Raw genomic sequence first — 25563 nt, 5'->3', positions numbered from 1 at the left:
TCCAGAGTGGTCGACGGCACTTCGTCCACCCCCATCGGAAGGCACGCTCATGAACACCGACACCCGACACCTGCCCGGCGGCACCTGGACCCTGGGCGACCACACGGTCTCCCGCTTCGGCTACGGCGCCATGCAACTCGCCGGCCCCTGGGTGGTCGGCCCGCCGAAGGACCATGACGCGGCGATCGCTGTCCTCCGTGAAGCGGCCGGCGCCGGCATCACCCACATCGACACCGCGGAGACCTACGGCCCCCGCGTCGTCAACGAACTCATCCGCGAGGCCCTGCACCCGTATCCCGCGGAACTGCTCATCGCGACGAAGGCGGGCGGACGCCGTGACGCGCAGGGCGGCTGGCCTGCAGCGCGGAAGCCCGATGAGCTCAAAGCCCAGATCGACGACAATCTCGAGACGCTCGGTGTCGACGTCCTCGACCTCGTCCATCTCCGCCTGGGTGATGCGAACGGACCGGTTCCCGAGCCGGTCACGGAAGCTTTCGAGACCCTGGTCGACCTGCAGCGACAGGGACTCATCCGTCACCTCGGCGTGAGCAACGCCACCGCCGAGCAGGTGGAGGAAGCGCAGGCGATCGCGCCGATCGTGTCGGTGCAGAACATGTACAACCTGGCCAACCGGGGGGACGACGCGCTCATCGACCGACTCGCCGGCGAAGGGATCGCTTACACCCCGTTCTTCCCCCTTGGTGGGTTCAGCCCGCTGCAGTCCGACGTGCTCACCGCGGTCGCAGCTCGACTCGACGCCTCGCCGATGTCCGTCGCGTTGGCGTGGCTGCTGCAGCGCTCACCCAACATCTTGCTGATCCCGGGCACGTCATCCGTGGCCCATCTCCGCGAGAACATCGCGGGCGCCGCGCTCACGCTCGCCGAAGCGGACCTCGCCGAGCTGGACCGGATCGCCTCCTGACGCCTCCCTCCGGGTCCCGACCCGCGGTCCCGGTCGCTTCAGCGGCTCGGCGCCGTGGGCACGGGCCGGGTGTCGTCGACGTCGCGGTGTGCGCGCGGCGGCCACCACCAGATGGCAGGCGCCGACAGCTCCTCGACGAGCCGGCGCGATGCCGCTGCAGGTGCCACGGCGCGCCGCTCAGTGTCACTTGTCTTGCATACGTGCCATTACCGGGCGAGCTCGTGACAGGTGCTTGACCGGTCACCGACTCAGCTCGTCATCGCAGGCTCGCCCCGCGCTCCGCGCGAGACGACGCGGCGTCGAGCAGCTCGAGCACGTGGCGGTAGTCCTCGCCCGTGGCGCGGGTCATCCCGAGCTCGCAGGTGCGGTTGCAGGAGGCGTGCGCGTCGGCACCCAGCGCGGCGACCTCGGCGGCCTCGGCCTTCGTAGCCGACGCCGTCAGCTCGGGGTGCAGCATGCCGCGGTCGCCGGCGAACGCGCAGCAGCCCCAGTCGTCCGGGACGTGCACGCGCTCGGCCACGGCTTCGCCGATCAGCACGAGATCCGGGTCGAGGCCCATCTGGCGCGAGGAACAGGTCGGGTGCAGGACGAGTTGCTCGATCTGCGCTGAGACGTCGACCCGGGGCAGGATCTCGCGGACGGCGAAGGCCACCGCGTCCTCGACGACCACGCCGCTCTCGCTGAGGAGCTTCGCGAAGCCCTCGGTGCAGCTCGACGCGTCGCTGACGACCACGAGGCCGCTGTCGGCGACGGCCGCTCGGATGCGTTCGACCGTGCGCTGCTCGTTCACCGCAGCACCGGACGCGAACCCCTTGGACGACCACGGGGTGCCGCAACAGATCGACTCGACGCCGTCGGGGACGATCATGCTCAGGCCTGCTCGCTCGAGCAGCCGGGTGAAGGCGCCCATGACGCCGTCCCCGCCGTCCGCCGCCCCGAACATGCTGTTCACGCACGCCGGGACGTAGATGCCGACGGTCGGACCGTCACCGGCACCCACCGTCCGACCGAGTGCCTTCCGCGAGCGTCCTCCGCCCGGCAGATCTCCTGAGTACTTCGGCACGGTGTCGGTACCGAGCACGGCCCTGGCCACGTCGGTCACCGCACCGACCACCGGAGCCGGCAGGAGCTTCGCGCCGGAGAGTGCGACCGAACCGATCCGCGTGACCGGCCCCCAACCGGTGGCGGCCGCCTTCCAGCCCGCGGCGGCGACCGGAGCCGCCTCCGTGCGCCGGATGCGCTTGACCAGCGCGCCCGTGTTGATCTGGACCGGGCACGCGGTCTGACACATCCCGTCGACGGCACAGGTCTGCACGCCGGCGTAGTCGTAGTCGTCCGCGAGCTCCTCGGCGAGGGCGATGTCCCCGCGAGCGCGAGCGGACTCCTCGGCACGGCGGACGACGATGCGCTGCCGCGGCGTCAGCGTCAGGTCGCGGCTCGGGCAGACGGGTTCGCAGTACCCGCACTCCACGCAGCGATCGACCTCCTCCTCGACCGTCGGCTGGAGCTTGATCCCCTGGAGGTGCGCTTCGGGATCCTCGTCGATCAGCACGCCGGGGTTCATCACCCCGGCCGGGTCGACCAACCGCTTCAGCTCGAGCATCACCCCGTACAGTTCATCGCCGTACTGTCGGCGGACGTACGGTGCCATGGCGCGACCGGTGCCGTGCTCGGCCTTCAGATTGCCGCCAGCCGCGAGGACGAGGTCGACCATCTGCTCGGTGAAGCCGTTGAACCGGCCGAGCGCGGCGTCGCCCTCGAACCGGTCGGTGAGCATGAAGTGGATGTTGCCGTCCTTCGCGTGGCCGAAGATGACCGAGTCGCGGTAGGCGTGCTGCACGAAGAGCTCCTGCAGGCTCGCGCAGGTGTCGGCGAGGGCGGCGGTCGGGACGACGATGTCCTCGAGGAGGGCCGTGGTGCCGGAGGGTCGCGCTCCCGCGACCGAGGCGTAGAGGCCTTTGCGGAGCGCCCAGGCGCGTGACCGCTGGGACGCGTCGCTCGAGAACACCACCGGCGCGTGCACGTCCAGACCGTTCAGGAGCACACCGCCCGCCGTCGCGCGGTCCCTGAGTTCGACGGCGTCCTCGGAGCGGTACTCGACGAGGAGTGCCGCGTGATCCTGCGGCGTGAAGCCCTGGATCTCCGCCGGGCTGCCGGGGAGACGCTGCCCGACCGTCAGGGACGTGGCGTCCATGAGCTCGAGCGTGGCGGCTCCGGACGCGACCAACTCGGGCAGCGCGCGCGTCGCCGCGTCGAGGGAGGGGAACACGGCCAGCGCCGTCGACACCAGCGGGAGGACGGGGACGGTGCGGAAGGTCGCCTCGGCGACGAAGGCCAGCGTGCCCTCCGAGCCGATGATGAGGTGCTGCAGGACGTCCACGGGCGATTCGAAGTCCAGGAACGCGTTGATCCCGTACCCCATGGTGTTCTTCAGGGAGAACTGGCGCTCGATGGATGCGACCGACGCCGGATTCGATCGCACGCGGCGCTGCAGGCGCTCGATGCCCTCGGCGAGCTCCGGTTCCGCTTCGTGGAGCTGCCGGTCGGCCGTCGGATCGGCCGTGTCGATCATGGTGCCCGACGGGAGGACGAACACCATCGACTCCAGCGTCCGATAGGTGTTCTCGTCGATCCCGCAGGCCATACCGCTGGAGTTGTTCGCGATCACACCGCCGATCGTGCACGCGACCTCGCTCGCCGGGTCGGGGCCGAGCCGGTAGCCGAGTCGCGTGAGTCGCGCGTTGACCTGCGCCACTGTCGCTCCCGGCTGCACCCGGACGCGCTTGCCGTCGTCGAGGACCTCGATGGACTTGAACCGCTGCCTCGTGTCGACGATGATGCCGGAACCGGAGGCCTGACCCGACAGGCTGGTGCCACCCGACCGGAACGTGACGGGCGCGGCGGACCGCGTCGCCGCTCGGAGGATCGCGGCGACCTCGGCAGCGCTCTCCGCGATGACGACCGCCTCGGGCGTCAGCAGGTAGTGCGATGCATCCCCGGCGTACGCGGCCAGGTCGATCGCCCGGGTGCGGATCCGGGAGGGGTCGCCCACGGCTCCGCCGATGGCTTCGGTGATGCGGGATGGGGCGGTGGTCGGGTGTGCCACGAGGCTTCCTTCTCGAATGCGGGCGTCAGCGGGGTGCAGGGGTGCGGGGTGCTCGGGTGCGGCTGCGGTGGCCGGACGCCTCAGAGGATGGGGCGTCGTCGGCCATCGCCCGGCCGATTCATTCGAAGCGTTGCCAGTCCGGCCGGTTGTCGTAGGTGTAGCGATAGTAGTCCGACAACCGCAGCCCTGATGCCGCCGCCTCGTCGACGACGACGGTCGCGTGCTCGTGCAGCTGGAGCGCCGACCCGGGAAGGAACGCGCTGAGCGGTCCCTCGACGGCGGCCGCGACGGCGTCGGCCTTGCCAGCGCCCTGGGCGACCAGCACGAGCTCCCGCGCCTCGAGGATGGTCCCGAGTCCCTGCGTCATGCAGTGGGTCGGCACCTGGTCGGGCGAGTCGAAGAAGCGGGCGTTGTCCTGACGGGTCTTCGGCGCGAGGGTCTTGATGCGCGTGCGCGACGCGAACGACGACGTGGGCTCGTTGAACCCGATGTGTCCGTTCGACCCGATGCCGAGGATCTGCACGTCGATGCCGCCGGCCTCGGCGATGGCCCGGTCGTACTCGTTCGCAGCGGCCGCGAGGTCTGCGGCGCGGCCGTCCGGGACGCGGACGCGCGACGGGTCGAAGCCGAGCGGAGCGACGACCTCGCGCGCGATCACGCTGGCGTACGACTCGGGGTGGTCGGCCGGGATGCCCACGTATTCGTCCAATGCGAAGCCGCGCGCCTCGGCGAACGACAGCGAGCCCGCCTGCACACGACGCGCCAGTTCCGCGTAGATGCCCTGCGGGCTGGACCCGGTCGCGAGCCCGATGACGGCCTGGGGTCGTCCGGCGACGATCGACGCGATCTTCGCGCCGGCGACGCGACCGACCTCGGCGGCGTCGGGAAGGATGATGATCTCCACGGTGTCCTCTCGTTCCTGCTCAGGCGCTCGCCGCGGCCACGGCTGAGCGGACGTCGCCGTCGTGCGATTCGAGCAGCCGGGCGGCCGTCGCTGCGTCCACGTCGGCGAGGAGCATGACGACGGCGGTCTTGGCGTGCGCACCGGCCTGCTCCAGGGCCGCGTCGGCGATCGACCGTTCGACACCGGTGGCGTCGGCGACGATCCGCTGCGCACGGTCGACGAGCTTCTCGTTGGTCGGCTTCACGTCGACCATGAGGTTGGAGAAGACCTTGCCCGAACGCACCATGGACGCGGTGGACAGCATGTTGCACACGAGCTTCTGCGCGGTCCCGGCCTTCAGGCGGGTGGAGCCGGTGAGCGCCTCAGGGCCGGTCATCACCTCGATGGCGATGTCCGCCTCGGCGCTGATCCGGGCGTTCCGGTTGCAGGACACGGCGATCGTCCCCGCGCCCAGGTGGCGTGCGTAGCGCAGGCCACCGATGACGTACGGGGTGCGACCGCTGGCCGCGAGACCGACGACGACGTCCGTGGGGCGGAGGTCGGCCGCGATGAGTTCCGAGGCGCCGAGCTCGATGTCGTCCTCGGCACCCTCGACGGCGACGACGAAGGCGTGCTCGCCCCCGGCGATGAGCCCCAGGACCTCGGAAGGGTCGGTGCCGAAGGTCGGCGGGCACTCGACCGCGTCGAGCAGTCCGATCCGGCCGCTCGTCCCTGCACCGAGGTAGACGAGTCGCCCACCCTGCCGGCGAGCCTCCGTGATGCGTTCCACGGCGCGCGCGATGCTCGGCAGTTCCGCTCGGACCGCGTCGGCGACGAGTCGGTCCTCGTCGTTGATCACCTCGAGCAGCCGGAGCGTGTCCAGCGTGTCGAGGTCGACCGTGCGCGGGTTGCGTCCCTCGGTGGAGAGCGCTGCCAAAGTACTCGATGCTTCAGGCACGAACGGCCCTCCGTTCTGGGTCGGACGGGCTGATGCCGTCGTGGTGGTCCGTGGGGCTGTCGACGGTCATGCTTCGAACCGCAGCGAGCCAGGCGGTCCGTCGAGCGTCCGCGCGGGGAGTGAGTGTCCCGGGACGATCGCGCCGAGGACGCTGCCGTGCGAGGCGCCGGTGGCCGAGGGGAGGGATCCCGCCTGGCCGTTCACCGTCAGGAAGCCGAGGATGGCGAAGGCGAGCGCCTCCTTCGCGTCGGACGGGAGGCCCGCGTCGTCGCTGCTGACGACGTCGGCCTCGGGGAGTGCGGCCCGGATGCGCGCGACGAGCTGAGGATTGCGCACCCCTCCGCCGGCGAGGATGACGCGCTCCACTCCGCGGACGGCGTCGGCGACGGTCCGTGCGGTCAGCTCGGTCAGGGTCGCGACGAGGTCCTCGATCGGGAGCGTCGGGCGGCCGTCGAGCTGCTCGCGGAGGTAGTCGAGGTGGAACAGTTCCTTGCCCGTCGACTTCGGGGCGGGGCGCCGGTAGTACGGCTCGCGCAGGAGGAGGTCGAGCGTCTCCTCGTCGACGGTGCCACGCGCGGCGAGCTCGCCGTCGGCGTCGAACTGCCGGGCGCCGCCGGTGTGCTCGGCGACGACGGCGTCGATGAGGGCGTTCGCCGGTCCGCTGTCGAACGCGATCGGGTCCTGGCCGGGCCGCACGATGGTGGCGTTGGCGATGCCGCCGAGGTTGACGGCCGCAGCGGTCTCGCCGCCCAGCCAGAGCGCGTCGATCATGCTGACGAGCGGTGCACCCTGCCCGCCGGCCGCGACGTCGCGCGAACGCAGGTCGGCGACGACGGTGCAGCCGGTGCGCTCGGCGATCCATGCCGGCTGGCCGAGCTGCAGCGTGCCTTCGACCCGGCCGTCCTCGACCCAGTGGAACATCGTCTGCCCGTGGGAGACGATCAGATCGGCGTCCCCCTGGAGGAGTTCGGCGACGGCCCGGACGGCGACATCGGCGAAGGCCTGCCCGATCCGGGTGTCCAACCGGCAGACGTCGTCGACACTGGTCTTCGCCGGTGGCAGGGCCGCGGTGATCGCAGCTCGCAGCTCCGGGTCGTACCCGGCGGTGATCATCCCGAGCGGGCGGACGACGATGGTGTCACCGTCGACGCTGATCTCGGCTGCGGCGGCGTCGATCGCATCGTGCGAGGTGCCGGACATGAGGCCGATGACGCGCATCGGGCGGCTCACTTGCGCAGCTCCGCCCGGTGCGCGTTCCCGCGGAGGGTGCCGATCGCGATCGCACTCACGACGCAGGTCGCCATCACGTAGTACGCCGGGACGTCGACGTTGCCGGTCGAGGCGATCAGCGAGGTGATGATGAGGCCGGCGCTGCCGGAGAAGACGGCGTTCGAGATCGAGTAGGACAGTCCGAGGCCGGTGTACCGCACGGAGGTGGGGAACATCTCGGCGAGCATGGCGGGGCCGGGGCCTGCGATCAGGCCGACGACGGCTCCGGCGACGAACACGGCGAGGCCGTGGACACCGACGCCGAGGTCCGGGTTCTGCAGCACGTTGAGGAGCGGCAGCGCCAGGATCACGATGAGCCCGGTGCCGGCGAGCATCACCCAACGCCGACCGATCTTGTCAGACAGCCAGCCGGCCGGGAGGATCGTCGCGGCGAACCCGGCGTTCGCGAGGACCGTGGAGATCAGCGCCTCCTGGAAGGACGCGTTGAGGCTGCTCTGGAGGTAGGAGGGCATCACGACGAGGAAGGTGTACCCGGCGGCGGACCAGCCCATCAGGCGGCCGATCCCCAGGAGGATCGCCTTGGCGGTCTCGGCGGCGCCCGCACGCACGACCGGCTCGGCGACCTTGGAGGTGTCGGCGGCGGCGACCTTCTGGAACTCCGGGGTCTCCTCGAGCTTCAGGCGGAGGAACAGGGCGACCGCGCCGAGGGGGATGGCGAGCAGGAAGGCGATCCGCCAGCCCCACGCCGCCAGGTCGGCTTCGGACAGCAGGGACGCCAGCAGCGCGACGGTACCGGCGCCGCCGAGGAGTCCGAGCGCGACCGTGAACGACTGCCACGATCCGTAGAAGCCGCGCTTCCCGGCCGGGGCGAACTCGGTCATGACCGAGACGGCGCCACCGAACTCACCGCCGGCGGAGAGGCCCTGCAGGATGCGCACGATCGTGAGCAGGATGGGCGCCGCGATGCCGATGGACGCGTACGTCGGGAGGATGCCGATGAGTGCGGTCGCCCCGGACATCATGACCAGGACGAGGATGAGCGTCGGCTTCCGGCCGATCCGGTCGCCGATCCGGCCGAAGAGCGCCGCCCCGACCGGGCGGAAGAAGAAGGCGATCGCGAAGGACGCGTAGGTCGCGATGAGCGACTCGATGCCGGTCTGTTGGCCGTCGCTGAAGAACTGTGCGGCCAGGATCGTGGCGAGGAACCCGTAGATCCCGAACTCGTACCACTCGATGAAGTTGCCGACGCTGCCGGCGACGATGGCCCGGCGTCGGGCGGTGCTGCTGATCACGTCGCTGCGTGGTGTGGAGCTGGTCACGGGACCTCCCTTGGTTCCTGGATCGTGCATGCCGGCAGTACCCGCGGTACTCCGCTATACGTGTCGGTCAGTCCGCACCTGAGGACGGCACCGGTCGCGAGTCGTTGCAACAAACATACACAGTCTGACGATGGATGGTAATTTCCATACATCCCGCCGGTGGGTGCCGACGGTACAGTGTTCACGGTCGAGAGGAGCACCGATGGGAGCCGACGTCCACCGGACATCACGGGCGGTGTCCACCGAGGTGCGCGCCCGCCTCGACGAACTCCGTCCCTCCGAGCGGCGGATCGCCGAATCGCTGCTCGCCGACCCGGGCGCCTTCGCGACGCGGTCGGTCGCCGAGATCGCGGAGGAGGCCTCGACCTCGACGACGACGGTCGTGCGCTTCACGCGCAAGATCGGCTACGACCGCTTCAAGGACTTCCGCCACGACCTGACCGAGGAGAACCTCCGCGAACGGCTCGCGCTCGCCGGGACGAACGTGCAATCGCCCGACATCGTGGCCGGAGACAGCCTCGACGACATCGTCGCGAAGGTCGCCGCGAACGAATCCCTCTCGATCGCCGACACCGCACAGGCGCTCGACACAGCAGCTCTCACGCGGGCGGTCGCCGCGGTCGCCGGCGCTCGCCGGGTCGACATCTTCGGCGTCGGGGCGAGCTCCATCGTCGCCGTCGACCTGCAGCGGAAGCTGTCGCGGATCGGGCGGGTGGCGCTCGAATGGCCCGACCCGCATGCCGCCTGGACCGCTGCGGCGATCCTCGACGAGCAGGCGGTCGCCGTCGCGATCTCGCACTCCGGCGCGACCGCGGACACCGTCGACTACCTCCGGCTCGCGGCCCGCTCCGGGGCGACGACCATCGCGATCACCAACCACGCTGAGTCGACTCTGGCGAGCAGCGCGGACATCGTGCTGCAGACCTCCGCGCGGGAGACGGCGTTCCGGTCAGGAGCGCTCGGTAGTCGGATCGCACAGCTGATGGTCGTGGACTGCCTCTTCATCGGTGTCGCCCAGGTCGACTCCGAGGCGTCCATCGGTGCGCTGCAGCGGACCTTCGACGCGGTGCGGGAGCGTCGCTCCGCCGAGTGACGTCCGCGCCGACCCTGGTCGGTGTTCGTGGACCAGCTCGGCCGTTGTCGTCGACGAGGCGGCCTGTCGCTACGAGGGGTCCGCGCGCAGGACGGCGGTGACCGCGAGTCGGAGGGACGAGCTCTCGAACCCGAGTCGTGCGCGCGCGCCAGGGAAGGCGCGCTCGAGTGATAGGCCGTTCACGACCGAGAGCAGGAAACGCGACTGCTGCTCTCGATCGCCGTCGACGAGGGCGCCCTCCTCGTGGAGTCGGGCGAGCCACCGGTCTACGCGGCTGACGGCGAGCCGCTCCATCGCGAGGAAGGTCTGGGCGGACTCCTCGGGTGTGGGTGATGCGACGTATGCGTCGTGGAGCGCGGTCCAGTTCTGTCGCGCGCCGGCACCGGTGCCGACGGCGGAGAGGAGGAGTTGGAGGCATGCCTGCAGGCGTTCGGCTGGCCCCTTCGTCGCGTCCGCCATGGGGTCGTCGGGGATGTCGAGCGTCTGGAGCCCTTCGATGACGGTGTCGAGCAGGACCTGCTGCGTCGGGAAGAAGTGCCTGAGGGACCCGGTACTGACGCCTGCCTTGGCCGCTACGGTACGGACGCTCAGCCGCGCGGTCGGGTCTTCGGCGAGCATCGTCGCCGCGGCGATCAGGATCTTGGATCGCGTATCGGAGCCTGCCGGTTCGGTCATGTGCAGGGCGCCCTTCTCAGTTCTAGTACAGCGTGCTAGCGTGTCCCTCGATTGTCACACTGTACTAGAGATGGCTGTGTCGAGGTGGCCCGACGGGCGCCGGACGGTGTGGAGAGGAGCGTGACGGATGGAACAGAGCTGGCGGGAGCGTCGGGGGACGCGCCGAGCGAAGGCCGGTGATGGCAGTGCGTTGAAGCCGTTCCGCTGGTGGCAGATGACCACCCGGTCGGTGATGTCCATCACCCTCCGCGAACCCGACGGCCGAGCCGTCGCGCACACGGTCGATGTCCGTCACGGAGGTGATGCGTCGGACGGAGTCGTCAGGGCGAAGCTCTACCGGGATGGCGCCCTCCACCTGGTCTCCCGGGTGCCGGCGCGATTCGCCGTGCGCGGCGGACACATCGAGGTCAGGGTGAGCGAATCCGGTCTGCGCCGTTGCCACTTCCTCGCCGACGACGGCTCCGAGCGGCAGCTGGCGCCGGATCCGCGCTCAGCGGAAGGGCGACGCCTACAACTCGCTCGGCGACACCCCGTCGCGAGCTCCGTCCTCGGCGCGCTGTCGATCGTCCTCCTGCTTGTCGGCGTCGGCTTGAACGCACTGCAGATCGCGGAGCCGATCTCGCAGATCCCGCCGATCGCCGACACCCTCGGCGCCTTCGAATCACCGCTGCACCTCGACCCGTGGCTGAACATCGCCCTCGGGGTGGGGGCAGCGCTCGGCGCGATCGAGCGAGCCTCCCGCCTCCGTTACCACTGGCTGCTCGACAGCGGAGCGGGGACCTGATGTCGCCGAGCCCGTCCGGCCGATCGAACCGACCGAGGAGCAGCATGCGCGCACCAGCACGCCGACCGTTCCTGGTCATCAGCGGGAACCGACGTGCCTACCTCGTCCTGAACGCCCTTGCGTATGGGCTGACGCTCGTCGGTTTCCTCATCGGTCTCGCCTTCCCCGACCTCACGCGTGCCCGGGAGTCGGCCATGGTCGAGGATGGCACCGCCGCGCTCGTCACGCAGCTCGTGGACACGCCGCCGCTGTTCGCGCTGATGATCCTCGCGGTCAACGTCCTCCGACTGAGCCTGCTCACCATCGTCCTGCCGTCCGTCGTCGTCCCGTTCGCGGGGCTCGTAGCCTTCGGGTTCTGGGCGGTCCAGACCGGGATAACGCTCGTGCCCCTGACCGCCGACGGATGGGTCGCGCTCATCCCGCACTCGCTCACGCTCGTCATCGAGCTCCAGGCGTACATCCTTCTGCTCCTCGGCGTGTACCTGCACGGCGTGTTCTGGGTCCGGCCGGCGGCCGCCGGAGTGGTGCGCCACCGCCAGGGGTATCTGCAGGGGCTGCGGCGGATCGGTGTGCTCGCCCCGCCGGCGCTGGCCCTCCTGGTCATCGGGGCGGTCTGGGAGGCTTACTCGTTGCGGTACCTGGTCCACCCGCTCGGCCAGTGGTTGGCGTGATCGTCGCAGAGCGCCCGGCACACCCTGTCGCTAGAGCATCCCGGTCAGCACTCCGCCGTCCGCCCGCAGGGCCGCGCCGTTCGTCGCCGACGCCAGTGGGCTCGCGAGGTAGGCCGCCAGCGAGGCGATCTCCCCGGGCTCGATGAACCGTTCGAGCAGGGTGGTGGTGTTGCGACCGATGATCGAGGCCTTCACGGCGTCGACCGGTGCGGCCTGGTCGGCGGCGATCGACTCGATCGTCGCTGCGACGCCGTCGGAGTAGGTCGGGCCGCCGAGGATCGTGTTGACCGTCACGGCGGTGCCGCGGGTCCGCTTCGCGAGTCCGTTGCCGAGGGCGATCATCGCCGCCTTCGTGACGCCGTAGTGGATCATGTCGGCGGGGATGTTCACGCCGGACTCGCTGCCGACGAAGAGGATGCGCCCCCAGCCGCGGTCCAACATGCCTGGCAGGGCGTGCCGGGACAGCCGGACGCCGCTCATCAGGTTGACCTCGAGGGCGTGGGACCACTCGTCGTCCGAGATCGACTCGAACGCCGCGAGACCGAACTGGCCCACGTTGTTCACGAGGATGTCCACGGCGCCGAGGTCACCGAGCAGTCGCTCGACGGACGCGGGATCGGCGAAATCCGCGACGATCCCGTCGTGGCCGGCATCGGGGTGCGTGCGCCGAAGCGCGGCGACCGCAGCCTGCACCGCCTGCTCGGAGCGCCCGTTCACGATGACCCGTGCACCCTCCGCGGCGAGCGTCCGGGCGATGGCTGCGCCGATGCCACCGGTCGATCCGCTGATGAAGGCCGTCTTGCCTCGGAGTTGTAGGTCCATGTCGTCTCCCTCTGTCGGCGATGCGCCGATTCACTTGCTCAGGCAAGTCACCCTAGGCCGGTTCACTTGCTCAAGCAAGTCGAATAGGCTTGCCCCATGACCGAATCCGCCGAACGCCCCGGCCTCAGCGGCGACCGGCTCGCGGCCTGGGCCTCCGTCGCCACTTTGGTGGAGCGGCTTCCCGCGGCACTCGACGCCCAGCTGCAGCGCGACAGCGGACTGAGCCACTACGAGCACGGGCTGCTCTTCGCGCTCGACACCGCCCCGGACCGCACGCTCCGGATGAGTACGCTCGCCGGGTACGCGAGCAGCACGCTCTCCCGGCTCTCCCGCGCGATCTCGCGACTCGAGAGGCAGGGCTGGGTGCGACGCGAGGTTGATCCCACCGATGGACGGTTCACGCTCGCGGTGCTCACGGACGACGGCCACGCGCACGTCGCTCGGTCCACGCCTGCGCACCACGCCCTGGTCGAGGAGCTCGTCTTCGGCTCGCTCACGGAGGCGCAGGTGCGGCAACTGGCCGAGATCAGCACGCGGATCGCGACGACGATCGATCCATCCGTGCCATGGGCGCCGCACGAGTGAACCTCGGAAAGACGTTCTTGTGGGCGTGCTCACGCCGGGCGTAGCTTGACCGCATGAGCCTCTTCATCACGTGTCCGGTCGAGAGCGTCGAACGCGCGACGGCCTTCTACGACGCCCTCGGCTGGACCCGCAATGCCGCGATGTCCTCCGACCAGGTGTCGTGTTTCGAGATCGCGCCCGAGCAGTACGTCATGCTCGGCAGTCGTGAGATGTACGCGAGCGTCGGCGGAACCGAGGAGCTGATCGGGGGACCAGACACGCCCTCGAAGGTCACGGTCTCCTTCGACCTCGGGAGCCGCGAGGCGGTCGACGAGCTCCTTGAGCGCGCGGGTGCCGCGGGTGGACGGATCGGCGACATCGACGACTATCCCTTCATGTACCAGCGCCAGTTCGACGACCCCGACGGGTACCACTATTCGCCGTTCTGGATGAAGCCGGACGCCGAGCCGACCGCCTGAGTGACCTCACCGCGACACGGCACGGCGAGCAGGTCGCCGGGCGCGAGGTCGCGGGGGAGCAGCAAGCGCTGCTCGGTTCCTGCCGCGCTGTCGAGGTGGAACGACACCGTGTGCGTCGTCGACGCTCGCCCGATCAGCCTGAGTTCCGACCAGCACGGTTCGACGTCTGAGAGGCAGGCGTCGAGGGTGAGGTGATGGCCGTCCTCGCCGAACATCGCAGCGACGACGCGCATGACGACCACGGAGGTCTGCTCGACGGGCGAGGGGCATCCGCCCGTGCCGGGGATCACCGCTGCCGCCGAGTGGACGCACGGGGTTCCGCACTCCTCGACCAGGCGCAGCATCGGAACGTCGTCGACGATCACGTCCGTGGTGCTGAGGTGGGTGTGTGCCGGCCAGCGGTCGGGGGCGAACGGGTCCGGGATGCTGCGGCGGAGCGAGGGCAGGATCGTCGTGAGGGTCATGACCTCCGGTCTACGCCTCACCACCCGCGCGAGCCGCGGTCCTCACGGGATCCATACGTCGATCCCCGGAACCCCGACGGTCTCCTCACGTTCCGCTCGGGCGAGCGGAGCCATCAGGCCTCGACCATGGCTTGCATCTGCTGTCAGAGCTCGCGCGCGAACGACACCGTCGTGGCCGTGCGTCCGGTCTCTGCGAGTCCCGCCTTCAGGAGGACCCGCTGGGATGCGACGTTCGTGATGTCGGTCTCAGCGGCCGCCCGTTCGGCGCCGTGCGCTGCGGCGAACGACAGTGCGCCGACGACCGCTTCCGTCGCGAGTCCGACCCCGCGAGCGGCGGGAACGAGACCGTAGCCGAACTCGACGCGGCCATCGCTGTCGGGCGGCCCGAAGAAGCCGAGTCCACCGACGGCCGAACCGTCGGCATCACGGATCAGGTACATCGTGAAGATCGGGTCGCCGACGGTCGATTCCGCTAGATGGCGGAGCGGGCTGAGCTCATCGGCGAAGGGATACTCCGGGTGCCAGTCGTCACCGTCGCGCTCGTCGCGTTCGACGATGCGTCGCGCGAGCGCCGGTGAGATCGGTTCGAGGGTGGTTCGTTCGGTGCGGATGATCATCGACGCCAGTCTGGCAGTGTGGCCCGACACACGTGAGCGACATTCGGGCGTCGACGTGGTTCGCTGGCAGGTAGGGCCCCGCGTCGGGAGGCCGTCGATCCGTGAGGGAGCGCATTGAGCTCGACCTCGTCGACCGGGGGAGTTCCGCTCAGGCGCGGTCGCCATGCGGTACCGGCTGGTCTGAGGTGTGCGCCCAGAGTGCACGTTCTGCTGCATCAGACCCTTCCAGCGAGCAGAACGCGCGCTTTCGGGATCGCGGTGCACTCTTGAGCTGCATTCGCAGTACAAGTTTGTGCTACCTTGTCAGCACAAGCGCGCTGCGCTCCGTCCGACGTTCTGAGAGGTACCGATGCTCACGACACTCCTCACGCTGCTGTTCGAGGTCAAGCAGATCCTGCCCCTCGAGAACGCGCTGACCTTCGGCCTGGGGATCTTCGCGCTGTCCTGGGTGCGCCCGCGTCGCATCGTCTCGTTGCCCGAGCGAGGCTTCCGTCACGCCGTGCTCCGCTGGGCAGGGACGGCGGGAGCCGTCGCGATCGTGGCCACCGCGACCCTCGCGAGTGCTCTGAACGTCGGCGTGTACGACGCGTCCGGATACGACGGTTGGTGGCGGCGACCGGCACCGCTCGTCGTGGCGACCCTCGTGATCGCGATCGCGGCGCTCGCCTTGCGTCGTGTCCCCGTGCCCGCGCCGGGTGAGCGAGCGATCACGCCGCTGCGGGCGTGGAACACCTTCGCACCGCGGGTGTCGCTGTGGATCGCGGGCATCGCGGCGTCGCTCGCCCTCCTGACCGCCACCTGGCAGATCGCCAGTGCGACGACGGCGCCCGAGAACGGCCAGTTCTTCGGACATGTCCCCGACTATTCGCCCCTGCCGATCTACACGAACTTCAACAACGGGTTCGGGTACGTGTCCGGGTCGGGGTGGCCGAACCACCTCGCCACGGTCATCGCCATCGCGCTCGCGGCACTGACGCTCGTCCTCGTGCTCCGCACCGACGCCAACCGGCCGATCCTCGCCCGGTCCACCGCTCCGAGTGTCCGCCCGGACCGCGAGTCGACCGCCCGGGTGTTCACCCTCCTCATGCTCGCCGGCCTCACCGCCACACTTGGCGCCGTCTGGATGCATGTGGGGTCGGCGGGGACGTCGCTCGTCGGGATCGACGAGTACTGGGTGTCGGAGAACGTCTCGAGGACGCGCCTGTCCATCGACGGCGGATACAGCGCGATCGCCCGCCCGATGAACCTCGCCGGCTACGCCCTTCAAGGAGCCGGTGTCGCTCTGGCGCTCCGAATCGCGGTGGACACCGTCAGAGCGGCGCTCGCCACACGAAAGCGCTCCGACGCGGACGTCGAGTTCGCCGGGTCGGCTCGATGAACCACCTGTCGGCCGACGAGATCACCGAACTCTTCCGCGGCGCGATCCGGTCAGGGCTGCTGGGAGACGGCGAACGCCTCCCGACGGTGCGGCAGACCGCTCGGGACTTCGCGGTCGCCCAAGCCACGGCGGCGAAGGCCTATCGGGCGCTCGAACAGGAGGGTCTCGTCGTGACCCGGACCGCGGCCGGCACCCGCGTCGCCCCCGGAGCCTCGCGCGCGCCGCAAGCAGTCATCGAACGGGCGCGTGCGCTCATTGAGGCGAGCGATGCGGCCGGGGTGGCCGTCGAGGACGTCCTGGCGATCGTCCGTGCGATCGCGAACCGTAGCGCGGAGGAGCCGTCGACGGCGGACCGGCCGGACGGCTGACCGAGCCGGCGCGCACCGAGACCGAGGGGTGATACCGCGCCACGACGCGCGACGGCCGGGAGAGGATGGACGCATGACCGCTCTCTCCGGAATCGATATCGCCGCCGAACTCCGACAGGTCGAGGCCCATTGGACTCCTCGAGTGGTCGGGCGGGTCAACGATCAATACGTGAAGGTCGCGAAGCTCCTCGGCCAGTTGGTCTGGCACGACCACGCGAACGAAGACGAGATGTTCCTCGTCGTCTCGGGCACGCTCCGTATCCAGCTCCCCGACGATGAGGAAGTCGTGCTCACGCCGGGCCAGTTCTTCGTGGTGCCGCGGGGCGTGCAGCACAATCCCATCGCCGACGAGGAGGTCGAGATCGTCTTGATCGAGACCGTCACGACTGCCCACACCGGTGACGTGATCGTCGAGGGCACGGTGCCTGTCGAGCGTCAGCTGGGCGACTTCCGCTGACGACATGATCGCCGGACAGCACGCGACCGTAGGGTGGGCGGATGCCTGTTCCGGATGAATCACGTTGGACCACGCTCGGGAGGACGACGGTCCATCGAGGTCGGGTCGCCTTGGTCGATCACGAGGTCCGATTGCCGGACGGGTCGCGATCGAGGTATCTCGTCGACGAGAGCGTCCCCTTCTCCGTCGCCTCGCTGATCATCGACGGCGACGACGTGCTCCTCGCCTGGCAGTACCGATACCCGCTCGACCGCTGGATCCACGACCTGCCGGGCGGTGCCGGTCGAACGGACGAGGCCCCGGTCGAGGCCGCCCGGCGTGAGCTCGACGAGGAGCTCGGTATCGTTCCGGACGACCTCCGACCGCTGCACACCTTCTTCATGAATCCGGGGCGAGCGTCCTGGCCGACACACCTGTTCATCTCGACTGGAGGTGTCCGTGCCGGCTTGGCCGACCTGTCGGATCCCGCGGAGCAGGTGCGGCTCGTGCGCATCCCGTTGTCCGAGCTCGACGCCATGATCGCGGGCGGAACGATCGTCGACCCGCCCCTCATCGTCGCCCGAGCCGTGGCGGCGGCCCAGGGCATCCTCCCGCCGCTCGGAGTGGCCAGCGAGGAACGATCTCGCTGAGCGCATCTGACCGAGAGCTCGAGCAGGCGGCACCGGTCACACGTGCACGATTCGGGTACGCTCGCGGCGTGAATGAAGACGAGACGCTCGCCCATGTGACGCATGGTGCGCCGTGGCTTCCCCCGGGAAGCAGGGCCGAGGTGATCCGCCGGACGACGCCACCCCGGCCGATGGCGGTCGTACGTTTGCTCCTCCGCGACTCCGATCAGGTGTTCTGTGTGCCGAGGCAGGGCACAGGGCGGCTCGATCTGCCAATGCTCGAGGCTGCATCCGATGACGTCGACGGCACAGTGACCGTATGCGCACTGGCGCAGCGCATCACCGGCGAGGCCATTGGCCTTCGGTTCATCGGCGCCGTGCGCAACGTCGTGGAGGCACCGGCCGACGGATACGACTGGCCGGCACCGGTCGCCCACTTCGGCGTGTGGGCTTCGGACGTGGCCCCGATCACTGACGGCACGTGGGTGCGTCTCGACGATGACGAGCATCAGCTGCGCGACCGACACTGGTACCCGTTGGTGGACTGAGTCGACCGTTCAACGCCTCGTCGCAAAGCCGCAGTCGACCAGCCCGGACGCGGCTGTCACGTCGAGGGTGCTGCTAGCGTCGGAGCATGGTCGGTCTGCTCGAACTCGTGGCGCGGACGTTCGCGCTGCTGGGAGCAGGGGGCAGCGGGAACGTCGTGATCCCGGCCCTCATGGTGTTCGGGTTCATCGGGGCCGTTTCCGCGGCGGCTGTCCTCATCGCCGTCATCCTGCAGGTGCGCGTGACGCTCCGGCCACGTACCGGCCCGGTCGAGCTGCGCGAGGTCGAGAACCTGCGCGTGCTGGTCACGCACAACAACCCCGACGCACCGGGGCACGTCCGGTCTCGGGCGCCCGGAAGCGCGATCGTGACCGTCAGAACGGCCGGGTTCAGCGTGCAGTAGCGCCCCCGGTGGTCCGTGGCGGTCGAACGATCCTCTCCCGTTCTCGATCGAAGGACCCACCCATGGACTTCTCCACCATCCCAATCGTCTCCGCCATCCTCGACGGCCTCGCCGGCTTCGTCGCAGCGACCGGCACCGCCCTCGAACCGCTTGCCGGCTCGTGCGCACCGCTGCTCGCCATCGTCGTCCTCACCGTTTTCGTGCGCCTGCTCCTGCTCCCGGTCGGCGTCTCGCAGGTGCGCGCCGAACGCACGAGGCGCCGTCTCGCCCCTGAGCTCGCGGCCCTCCGGAAGCGCTACGCCGGCCGCCCCGAGGAACTGAACCGCGCGATCATCGAGCTCTACCAGCGCCACGGCACCTCGCCGGTCGCGGGTTGCCTGCCGCTGCTCGCGCAGGCACCGGTCGTCTCGGCGGTGTACGCGCTGTTCGTCCATCAGGACATCGCCGGTCATGCCAACGCGCTGCTCTCCGCAGTGGTCGGGGGTGTCCCGCTCGGCTCGAACCTGTTCCAGCTGATCGGCGCCACGGTCACCGCCGTCTGGCCGTTCCTCGTCGTCTTGGCGCTGCTCGGGCTGGCGATCGAGCTGACGCGACGGGCGAGTGCGCGATGGACGGCGCTCCCTCAGGAATCTGCGGAGGCGCGGACGCCCGTTCCCGCCGCCGCGATCGGTCCCGTCATGCGCTGGCTCCCGTTCCTGTCGGTCGGCTTCGCGGCGATCGTCCCGTTCGCAGCCGCCGTCTACCTCGCGACGAGCGCACTGTGGACGGTCGCGGAGCGGGCGGTGCTCCGACGCGTGCTCCGCGACCCGTACGCGCCCGCGGTCTGAGTGCGCTCGGCCGAGAGTGCTCGTTCTGCGCTTTCGGAGCAGTTCGGCGAGCAGAACGGGCACTCTCGGTGGGCGGATCGTTCAGTCGCGGTCGGCGAGCCACATGTTGATGGCCGCGGGGAGCTGCGTGAAGTCCTCGACGGCGGTGTCGGGCTCGATCGGGACGCCGTAACGCTTGCCCGTGCGATCGGCGTCGACGGCCACGGTCAGATTGACGACCGCACCGTCGTAGAGGCGGACCGGCTGGTTGGCCGTGCTGAAGCCGTAGCTCGGTTGCCCGAACACGTGCACGTCCGACTGCCCGATGAAGGCGATCGCGACCGCCTCAGCGGAGCTGCCGGTCATCCCGTCGATGACCACGGCGATCGGCCCGTCCACCTTCGGCTGCGGCTTCGTCGCCGCGCTCTGTCGGTTGCCGTCGGACGAGACGGCGCCGCCCGACACCGAGACGACCGTCGACCCGTCGACGGACTCGAAGGTCTCGACGGTCCCGTCGTCGAGCAGGGGTGCCACGGCGGCCAACATCGGCCACACGTTGCCGCCATGGTTGTCCCGCAGATCGACCACCCACGCCGACGTGTGGGGCGCGGCGGCGGCGATCGCGTCGACGACCGTGTCGATGTATCGCTGGCCGAAAGAGTCGCTTCCGGAGCCGCCACCGATGAGCGTCGGGAGCCGGATGGTCGTCACACCGTCGGCGGTCGTGACGGTGGGCGGTTCGTTCCCGGCCTCGGACCCCGACGACGGGCCGAACAGCTCCGCCGCGGCCGCAGGATCGTTGAAGGTGGTGTGCGGACCGCCCAACTCGGTCGCCGCCTCCGCGAGCGGCCCGTAGGTGTCGGCGTAGTCGGAGGCGTCCGCGACGGAGGCCATGGCCCGTGCCCGCACCTCGCCGTAGCGGTCCGGTGTCGCCTCGACACCCTGCCGCATGGCGTCGAGCGCGACCTCCGCGTACGTCTGCGGCGACGGCGGGACGAGGTAGATCCCGTACGACCGCAGGAGCGGCGCGGCGACGACGGCGCCGCCGACCACCAGCGCGATGAATGATGCCGTGACGACGGCCGCGATGCGGGCGCGCCGACGCCGACGACGTCGCTGCTCCATGGGGGCCGGTGATGGCAAGGGCGGTCGACTGCGGGTGATGCCGGGCATGCCTCCAGGCTACGAACCGTCGACACTCGAATCGTCAGCCCGCAGGAGGATCCCGCTCGCGGAGCATCATCCGCGGGCGGGACGCACCAGATGGCTCCCGCTCCGAGGTGGCAGGATGCCGTCCATGAGAAGTCACCACGTCAGCCGGGTCATCAGCGCCTCGCCGGATGCCGTCTACGAGTACGCATCGGACGTCGACAACCTCCCACGGTGGGCGGCCGGTCTCGCGCAGGCCGCGGTGGTCCGCGAGGGTGACGCGCTGTTCGTCGAGTCGCCGATGGGTCGGGTGGAGGTCCGGTTCGTCGAGCGGAACCGGTTCGGCGTGCTCGACCACGACGTCACCTTGCCGTCCGGGACGGTCGTGACCAACCCGGTCCGCGTGCTGGCCCACCCGGAGGGTGCCGAGGTGGTGTTCACCGTGCGACAGATCGAGCTGGACGACGACCAGTTCGCGCGTGACGTCGCGATGGTCGCGGCGGACCTCGAGCGCCTTGATCACCAGGTGGCTGGGCGGGCCGGCGTTCGATGACGCGGAGCACCGGTGGCGTCGTCGCCGTCGCCCTGGCCGGTGGGCTGGTGCTCGGGCTCGTGGGGTGCGCCTCCGCTAATCCGTCCCCGTCGATGTCACCGAGTTCCCCGGTCTCGGCCCCACCGTCGGCCCCGTCCACGTCGATGCCCGACCGGTCCGTCGAGTTCCAAGCCTTGGAGGCTGAGTTCAGCGCGCGAGTCGGCATCAGCGCCGTCGACACCGGGACCGGTGCCCGGTTGTCCTACCGCGCGGACGAGCGCTTCGGGTACGCCTCGACGATCAAGGCGCTCGCCGCAGCCGTCTTCCTCCATGAGGTGCGCGGCTCGGCGCGTGACGACATCGTCACGTGGTCGGCCGAGGAGGTCGAGGCGGCCGGCTATTCGCCGGTGACGAGTGAACAGGTCGAGACCGGCCTGACCCTGTCGCAGCTCGCCGAGGCCGCCGTCCGGCGGAGCGATAACACGGCCCTCAACCTCGTCCTCGCGCGGATCGGTGGGCCGGCCGCGCTGGACGCCGCCCTCGTCACGCTCGGCGATGAGGTGACCGAGGTCGTCAACGCCGAGCCGCTGTTGAACGTGATCGAACCGGGCAGCACCGATGACACCACCACCCCTGCCGCGTTCACCGACGACCTGACCCGCCTCGTCGACGGCTCCTACCTGGAGCCGGCCGACCGGGCGACGCTCCTCGCCTGGATGAGCGGCAACGCGACGGGCGACACCCTGATCCGGGCCGGCGCTCCAGCGGGATGGCAGGTGGCCGACAAGTCCGGGGGTGCAGGTGGGATCCGGAACGACGTCGCGATCATCGACCGGCCGGGCGGTGACCCGATCGTCCTGACCATCCTCACGAACACACTCGACCCGGACGCCGAGTACGACGACGCGTTGGTCGCGGAGGCGGCGAGCGTCGCGCTCGCCGCCTTCGAACAGTAGCCGGGGCCTGCCGTTACGGGATCAGTCGCTGCTCCCGCAGGTCCTGGAAGATCCGGAGGAACATCGCCTCGGTCTCGACGTACTCGTGGAACCCGGCTCGGCGGGACTTCGAGGTGTCGGCGATGACGTCGTAGTCCCATGCGAAGACGAAGTCGCCGAACGCCCACGACGACACCTCTGCGTAGCTGGTGGGCGCGAGGCCGTGCCGCTCGACCATCGCCTTCCATAGGGCCTCCTTGTCGGCCATCACCTCGACGAGGCTCATCTCGAGTGGCGGCGCGACGTCGAGGTCGAAGAAGGCGGCGATCTTCGGCCACATCGACGACCACCGGAACACGTCGCCGTTCGTGATGTTGAACGCCTCGTTGCGGGCATGCTCGGTGGTCGCCGCCCACACGGTGGCCTTCGCGAGGAGGTCGGCGTCCGTCATCTCGATCAGGCTCGTGTACGCGCCGGGCTTGCCGGGGAAGCGCAGCGGGATGCCGAGTTCCTTGCTCATGGACGCGTAGACGGCGATGACCATCGCCAGGTTCATCGGGTTGCCCAGGCCGATCCCGGCGACGACCGACGGTCGCAACGCCGACCACGACCAGGTGGCGCCGCGCTGCCGGCGTTCGAGGAACTGCTGCTGGTCGACGTTGAACTCCGGCGGCATGTGCGGCGGGTCGGATTCCTTCGCGGGTGTCGCGAAGGGCCCCAGGTGTGCACCGTAGACCTTGTAGCCCTGCATCAGACTGATGTGTTCGAGGCCCGGCGCGATGGGTTCGACGGCGTCGACGACGTTCGTGAGCATCGCGAGGTTCGGTGCGACGAGCTCTGCCCAGCTGGGGCGGTCCTGGTAGGCGGCGTAGAACAGGTGCGTCACCTCCGACAGGCCCTTCAGCTGGTGGCTGGTCGCGTCGCGGTCGAGGAGGTCCACCGCGAGGTGCCTGACGGATCCCCGATCGGTACCGCCGCGGCGCGACAGCCCGATCACGTCCCACCCGAGCCCTTCGAGGTGGGTGATGAGGTTCCCGCCGATCACCCCGCGGGCTCCGACCACCAGTGCCGTCTTATTCGTCATGACTTCTCCATCGTTAGATCGTGATTTACCGATGAACAGCATGGCACAACATCGTGGAATCGCGATATTGCGATATCATCAACCCATGACGAATGCTGACGACTTGGACCTGGTGGCCGTCTTCAAGGCGCTCGGCCACCCGACCCGTCTGGCGATCCTGGGCTGGCTCAAGGATCCCGAGTCGTTCCCGCCGCAGGATCAGCCGGCGGCCGAGGTCGGGGTGTGCCTCAAGCACATCCAGGCGAGGGCCGAGGTGTCACAATCGACCGCCTCGCAGTTCATGGCCACGCTCCAGCGCGCCGGCCTCGTGACGTGCACGCGGATCGGCCAGTGGTCGCACTACCAGCGCGACGAGGCCGCGATCGAAGCGCTCGGTCGGCACGTGACGCTCGTCGTCTAAGAACGGCCGGGCGCGATGGCAAGCGTCGCGCCCGATGGTTGTTTCCTTTGGAAAAACACTGTGATAGTTCCTTCAGACGCAACGACTGGAGGTCGATCATGGATCATGAAGACGCACAGGACCGCTTGAATCAGGCACGAGACGCCTCGCGCCGCTCCGCCCGCCAGGGAGCGCTCACCACCGCCATCCTCACCGCGGTACTCATCATCGCGCTCGGGGTCGTCGTCGACCTCGACATGGTCTGGCTGCTCGGACTCGTCGCCATCGGGTTCGTCGCCCTGTCCCTCGCGCGCCCGGTGAAGCTCCGCCTCGACTGGTCGGACCAGACCGGTGTACTGCTGCTCACCGCGAGCGGTGTGGCGGTCGCCGTGGTCTACGTCGTGACCCAGTGGATCGCCCGCTCCGCAGGTGTCTCCGCACCGAACACGGTGTCCGCGGTCGTCGCAGCTGTCGTCGTGTTCGCCGCCTGCCTTCCCGCGCTGGTGCGCCTCGCGAACGGCTCCACGCCGCTCGGCGGATGGTCGGGGTCGCGCGATGCCTGACGACCACGGAGCCGAGGATGCCGCGGTCAGCCGCCAGGCGCTGAACCCGCTCTTCCATGAGCCTGCCCGACTCGCCCTGCTGTCCGCACTCGCGCCCGCCGAGTACACCGACTTCGCCTCGCTCCTGCGCATCACCGGTGTGAGCAAGTCGGCGCTGTCCAAGCACCTCTCGGCGCTCGCCGACGCCGGGGTGATCGAGATCGGGAAGAGCGACACGGACCGACGCGGACGCCGTATCGCCCTCACGACGGAGGGCCGGGTCGCCTTCGAGTCCTACCTCGACGCCCTCGACGCCATCGTGCAGCGGGCGCGTCGGTGACGCGGGGTCTTCCAGTGGCGAGCGGCGCTCATGGCTCGGCACCGGACTTCCGACGGACGTCGCAACGAGGCGTGACCCGCCCGACCTACGGTGGAAGCAGACCGTCGGAAGGGGGCGCGATGCGAGCGACACCTGCTGGAGAGCGTCTGTCGATCGGGATCGTGGGCGGCTCCCTCGGTGGCCTGTTCGCGGCTTCCCTCCTCACGCGTCGCGGACATCGCGTGACGGTCTTCGAGCGGTCCAGGACCGGGCTCGAACGCCGCGGCGCGGGGCTCGTCGCCCAGCAGGAGCTCAACGACCTGCTGCACGCGGTTGGCCGTGACGCCGAGGCCCGCGTCGGCGTGGTCGCCACCGATCGCATCACGCTCGCTCGAGACGGCCGGGTCCTGACGACCGACCCCACACCGCAGATCCAAGTCTCCTGGGACCACACCTACTCGGTCTTCCGCAGCCTCGTACCGCCCGAGGGGTACCGGCTCGGACAGGCAGTCGCCACCGTGCACGACCGCGACGAGGGTGCCACCGTCGAGACGGCGACGGGGGAGCTGCACGAGTTCGACCTCGTCGTCGGCGCCGACGGACTCCGTTCCGTCATCAGGCATGCCGTCGCCCCCGAAGACGACCGCAACCGGTACGCCGGGTACATCACCTGGCGCGGCCTCATCCCCGAAGCCGAGCTCCCAGCCGCCGCCGCACGCACCTTGCTCGGACGTTTCGCCTTCTACTCCGGTCCCGGGGTGCACATGCTCGGGTACCTCGTCCCCGGCGCGGACGGGGAGACCGAGCCCGGCGCACGCCGCTACAGCTGGGTCTGGTACCGCAGCATGTCCGAGCACGAAGTCGCCGACCTCATGCGGCTGACGCACCGCCCGGCCGGGAGCTCCTCGACCGCGCCCGGCGACCTGCCGAGCGAGCTCCGCGAACGACTCCTCGCCGAGGCGGAGCGACTCCTCCCACCGCCGTTCGCCGCAGCGGTGGCAGCCGAGCCGCGCCCATTCATGCAGGCGATCTACGACTACGTGCCGCCGCGCATGACGAGCGGTCGCATCGCGCTTCTCGGAGACGCTGCAGCCGTGGTCCGCCCGCACACCGCCAGGGGAGCCGCCAAAGCGGCCGGCGATGCACTCGCGCTCGCCGCGGCCCTGGACCTGGGGCTCGGTGTCGACGCGGCACTCTCGCAGTACGAGGCCGAGCGGCTCCCGATCGCGCGAGCGATCAGCGACTACGGCCGTCGCATCGCTCGTTCCCTGCAGCTCTGACCGCACACTCATCAGGAGGAGAACACCATGGACGACGTCGAGCAGTACATCCAGCCGGACGTCCCGCCGTCCGGACCCGCCCGTCCTCCGGGACGAACCCCACGTCCTCCGGTCGGACCAGTCCTCGACGAGCCCTGAGGTAGTCGCCGAGCGCGGCCGCCCGCATGATCTCGGTCTCCGATCCTCCCTG

The 25563-nt window shown here is 69.8% G+C and carries 30 protein-coding genes; 19 read left to right on the top strand and 11 right to left on the bottom strand.

Annotation, left to right across the window (positions count from 1 at the left end; translation table 11 throughout):
- Positions 1 to 49: 49 nt before the first annotated feature.
- Positions 50 to 922: an oxidoreductase gene (locus QRN19_RS15205; protein ID WP_285027981.1), complete on the top strand. Its 873-nt coding sequence runs from the start codon at positions 50 to 52 to the stop codon at positions 920 to 922.
- 256 nt (positions 923 to 1178) lie between these two features.
- On the opposite strand, the gene QRN19_RS15200 is transcribed toward QRN19_RS15205, so the two are convergent.
- The 5 genes from QRN19_RS15200 to QRN19_RS15180 all read right to left on the bottom strand — a co-directional run bounded on the left by QRN19_RS15200 (position 1179) and on the right by QRN19_RS15180 (position 8418).
- Positions 1179 to 4028 carry an FAD-binding and (Fe-S)-binding domain-containing protein gene (locus QRN19_RS15200; protein WP_285027980.1) on the bottom strand — a complete coding sequence of 950 codons (2850 nt, stop codon included), beginning with the start codon at positions 4026 to 4028 and terminating at the stop codon, positions 1179 to 1181.
- Positions 4029 to 4146: 118 nt separating this feature from the next.
- On the bottom strand, positions 4147 to 4932 hold the full coding sequence (gene nagB, locus QRN19_RS15195; protein ID WP_285027978.1) for a glucosamine-6-phosphate deaminase: 786 nt from the start codon (positions 4930 to 4932) through the stop codon (positions 4147 to 4149).
- Between the two features lie 19 nt (positions 4933 to 4951).
- On the bottom strand, positions 4952 to 5869 hold the full coding sequence (gene murQ / locus QRN19_RS15190; RefSeq protein ID WP_285027977.1) for an N-acetylmuramic acid 6-phosphate etherase: 918 nt from the start codon (positions 5867 to 5869) through the stop codon (positions 4952 to 4954).
- A gap of 66 nt (positions 5870 to 5935) precedes the next feature.
- Positions 5936 to 7099, bottom strand: a complete 1164-nt coding sequence (locus tag QRN19_RS15185) for an anhydro-N-acetylmuramic acid kinase (RefSeq protein ID WP_285027975.1) — start codon at positions 7097 to 7099, stop codon at positions 5936 to 5938.
- On the bottom strand, positions 7096 to 8418 hold the full coding sequence (locus tag QRN19_RS15180; RefSeq protein WP_285027972.1) for an MFS transporter: 1323 nt from the start codon (positions 8416 to 8418) through the stop codon (positions 7096 to 7098). The genes QRN19_RS15185 and QRN19_RS15180 overlap by 4 nt, the downstream gene beginning before the upstream one ends.
- 202 nt (positions 8419 to 8620) lie before the next feature.
- On the opposite strand from QRN19_RS15180, the gene QRN19_RS15175 reads away from it, so the two are divergent.
- Positions 8621 to 9511: a MurR/RpiR family transcriptional regulator gene (locus tag QRN19_RS15175; protein WP_285027969.1), complete on the top strand. Its 891-nt coding sequence runs from the start codon at positions 8621 to 8623 to the stop codon at positions 9509 to 9511.
- Positions 9512 to 9580: 69 nt separating this feature from the next.
- Here QRN19_RS15175 and QRN19_RS15170 read toward each other — a convergent pair whose 3' ends face one another.
- On the bottom strand, positions 9581 to 10186 hold the full coding sequence (locus QRN19_RS15170) for a TetR/AcrR family transcriptional regulator (protein WP_285027968.1): 606 nt from the start codon (positions 10184 to 10186) through the stop codon (positions 9581 to 9583).
- A gap of 127 nt (positions 10187 to 10313) precedes the next feature.
- Here QRN19_RS15170 and QRN19_RS15165 point away from each other — a divergent pair, with 127 nt between their 5' ends.
- Positions 10314 to 10970 carry a hypothetical protein gene (locus QRN19_RS15165; RefSeq protein WP_285027966.1) on the top strand — a complete coding sequence of 219 codons (657 nt, stop codon included), beginning with the start codon at positions 10314 to 10316 and terminating at the stop codon, positions 10968 to 10970.
- 44 nt (positions 10971 to 11014) lie between these two features.
- Positions 11015 to 11641, top strand: coding sequence for a hypothetical protein (locus QRN19_RS15160; RefSeq protein ID WP_285027963.1), 627 nt, complete (start codon positions 11015 to 11017; stop codon positions 11639 to 11641).
- A 30-nt stretch (positions 11642 to 11671) separates the two neighbouring features.
- On the opposite strand, the gene QRN19_RS15155 is transcribed toward QRN19_RS15160, so the two are convergent.
- On the bottom strand, positions 11672 to 12463 hold the full coding sequence (locus QRN19_RS15155; protein ID WP_285027961.1) for an SDR family NAD(P)-dependent oxidoreductase: 792 nt from the start codon (positions 12461 to 12463) through the stop codon (positions 11672 to 11674).
- Positions 12464 to 12559: 96 nt separating this feature from the next.
- Here QRN19_RS15155 and QRN19_RS15150 point away from each other — a divergent pair, with 96 nt between their 5' ends.
- Complete coding sequence (locus QRN19_RS15150; protein ID WP_285027958.1) at positions 12560 to 13048, top strand: MarR family winged helix-turn-helix transcriptional regulator; 489 nt, start codon at positions 12560 to 12562, stop codon at positions 13046 to 13048.
- A 53-nt stretch (positions 13049 to 13101) separates the two neighbouring features.
- Positions 13102 to 13506, top strand: coding sequence for a VOC family protein (locus QRN19_RS15145; RefSeq protein WP_285027956.1), 405 nt, complete (start codon positions 13102 to 13104; stop codon positions 13504 to 13506).
- On the opposite strand, the gene QRN19_RS15140 is transcribed toward QRN19_RS15145, so the two are convergent.
- Entirely contained in the window at positions 13461 to 13970 is a 510-nt protein-coding gene (locus QRN19_RS15140; RefSeq protein WP_285027954.1) for a hypothetical protein, read from the bottom strand. The two genes, QRN19_RS15145 and QRN19_RS15140, sit on opposite strands and share 46 nt — an antisense overlap.
- A gap of 143 nt (positions 13971 to 14113) precedes the next feature.
- The gene (locus tag QRN19_RS15135; RefSeq protein ID WP_285027952.1) at positions 14114 to 14587 is read right to left on the bottom strand and encodes a GNAT family N-acetyltransferase; all 474 of its coding nucleotides are present in this window, start codon (positions 14585 to 14587) and stop codon (positions 14114 to 14116) included.
- Positions 14588 to 14936: 349 nt separating this feature from the next.
- On the opposite strand from QRN19_RS15135, the gene QRN19_RS15130 reads away from it, so the two are divergent.
- The 7 genes from QRN19_RS15130 to QRN19_RS15100 all read left to right on the top strand — a co-directional run bounded on the left by QRN19_RS15130 (position 14937) and on the right by QRN19_RS15100 (position 19174).
- Entirely contained in the window at positions 14937 to 15965 is a 1029-nt protein-coding gene (locus QRN19_RS15130; RefSeq protein ID WP_285027951.1) for a hypothetical protein, read from the top strand.
- Positions 15962 to 16333: a GntR family transcriptional regulator gene (locus tag QRN19_RS15125; protein ID WP_285027950.1), complete on the top strand. Its 372-nt coding sequence runs from the start codon at positions 15962 to 15964 to the stop codon at positions 16331 to 16333. Before QRN19_RS15130 ends, QRN19_RS15125 begins: the two co-directional genes overlap by 4 nt.
- 73 nt (positions 16334 to 16406) lie before the next feature.
- Entirely contained in the window at positions 16407 to 16790 is a 384-nt protein-coding gene (locus tag QRN19_RS15120) for a cupin domain-containing protein (RefSeq protein ID WP_071262105.1), read from the top strand.
- 41 nt (positions 16791 to 16831) lie between these two features.
- Positions 16832 to 17419 (top strand): NUDIX hydrolase, encoded by a 588-nt coding sequence (locus QRN19_RS15115; protein WP_285027946.1) that lies wholly within the window; start codon positions 16832 to 16834, stop codon positions 17417 to 17419.
- Positions 17420 to 17487: 68 nt separating this feature from the next.
- Positions 17488 to 17946 carry an NUDIX hydrolase gene (locus QRN19_RS15110; protein ID WP_285027945.1) on the top strand — a complete coding sequence of 153 codons (459 nt, stop codon included), beginning with the start codon at positions 17488 to 17490 and terminating at the stop codon, positions 17944 to 17946.
- An 86-nt stretch (positions 17947 to 18032) separates the two neighbouring features.
- A complete protein-coding gene (locus QRN19_RS15105; RefSeq protein WP_138945628.1) occupies positions 18033 to 18347 on the top strand; it encodes a DUF6412 domain-containing protein in 315 nt (104 codons plus the stop codon).
- Between the two features lie 62 nt (positions 18348 to 18409).
- Positions 18410 to 19174, top strand: coding sequence for a YidC/Oxa1 family membrane protein insertase (locus QRN19_RS15100; protein WP_285027942.1), 765 nt, complete (start codon positions 18410 to 18412; stop codon positions 19172 to 19174).
- A gap of 81 nt (positions 19175 to 19255) precedes the next feature.
- Here QRN19_RS15100 and QRN19_RS15095 read toward each other — a convergent pair whose 3' ends face one another.
- Positions 19256 to 20326: a S41 family peptidase gene (locus QRN19_RS15095; protein WP_285027941.1), complete on the bottom strand. Its 1071-nt coding sequence runs from the start codon at positions 20324 to 20326 to the stop codon at positions 19256 to 19258.
- Positions 20327 to 20450: 124 nt separating this feature from the next.
- Here QRN19_RS15095 and QRN19_RS15090 point away from each other — a divergent pair, with 124 nt between their 5' ends.
- Entirely contained in the window at positions 20451 to 20855 is a 405-nt protein-coding gene (locus QRN19_RS15090; protein WP_285027940.1) for an SRPBCC family protein, read from the top strand.
- On the top strand, positions 20852 to 21790 hold the full coding sequence (bla, locus tag QRN19_RS15085) for a class A beta-lactamase (RefSeq protein ID WP_285027938.1): 939 nt from the start codon (positions 20852 to 20854) through the stop codon (positions 21788 to 21790). The genes QRN19_RS15090 and bla overlap by 4 nt, the downstream gene beginning before the upstream one ends.
- Before the next feature lie 13 nt (positions 21791 to 21803).
- Here bla and QRN19_RS15080 read toward each other — a convergent pair whose 3' ends face one another.
- Complete coding sequence (locus QRN19_RS15080) at positions 21804 to 22853, bottom strand: SDR family oxidoreductase (protein WP_285027935.1); 1050 nt, start codon at positions 22851 to 22853, stop codon at positions 21804 to 21806.
- 85 nt (positions 22854 to 22938) lie between these two features.
- On the opposite strand from QRN19_RS15080, the gene QRN19_RS15075 reads away from it, so the two are divergent.
- The 4 genes from QRN19_RS15075 (at position 22939) to QRN19_RS15060 (ending at position 25373) form a co-directional block, all read left to right on the top strand.
- A complete protein-coding gene (locus QRN19_RS15075) occupies positions 22939 to 23253 on the top strand; it encodes an ArsR/SmtB family transcription factor (RefSeq protein WP_285027934.1) in 315 nt (104 codons plus the stop codon).
- Positions 23254 to 23351: 98 nt separating this feature from the next.
- Positions 23352 to 23795 (top strand): hypothetical protein, encoded by a 444-nt coding sequence (locus QRN19_RS15070; RefSeq protein ID WP_285027932.1) that lies wholly within the window; start codon positions 23352 to 23354, stop codon positions 23793 to 23795.
- Positions 23788 to 24114 (top strand): transcriptional regulator, encoded by a 327-nt coding sequence (locus QRN19_RS15065; protein WP_285027929.1) that lies wholly within the window; start codon positions 23788 to 23790, stop codon positions 24112 to 24114. The genes QRN19_RS15070 and QRN19_RS15065 overlap by 8 nt, the downstream gene beginning before the upstream one ends.
- Positions 24115 to 24233: 119 nt before the next feature.
- Positions 24234 to 25373 (top strand): FAD binding domain-containing protein, encoded by a 1140-nt coding sequence (locus QRN19_RS15060; protein ID WP_285027928.1) that lies wholly within the window; start codon positions 24234 to 24236, stop codon positions 25371 to 25373.
- The last annotated feature ends 190 nt before the right edge of the window (positions 25374 to 25563 follow it).

This window comes from Plantibacter sp. ME-Dv--P-122b, assembly GCF_030209375.1.
Lineage (GTDB): Bacteria > Actinomycetota > Actinomycetes > Actinomycetales > Microbacteriaceae > Plantibacter.
This window is presented reverse-complemented; position numbering and strand designations above follow the sequence as displayed.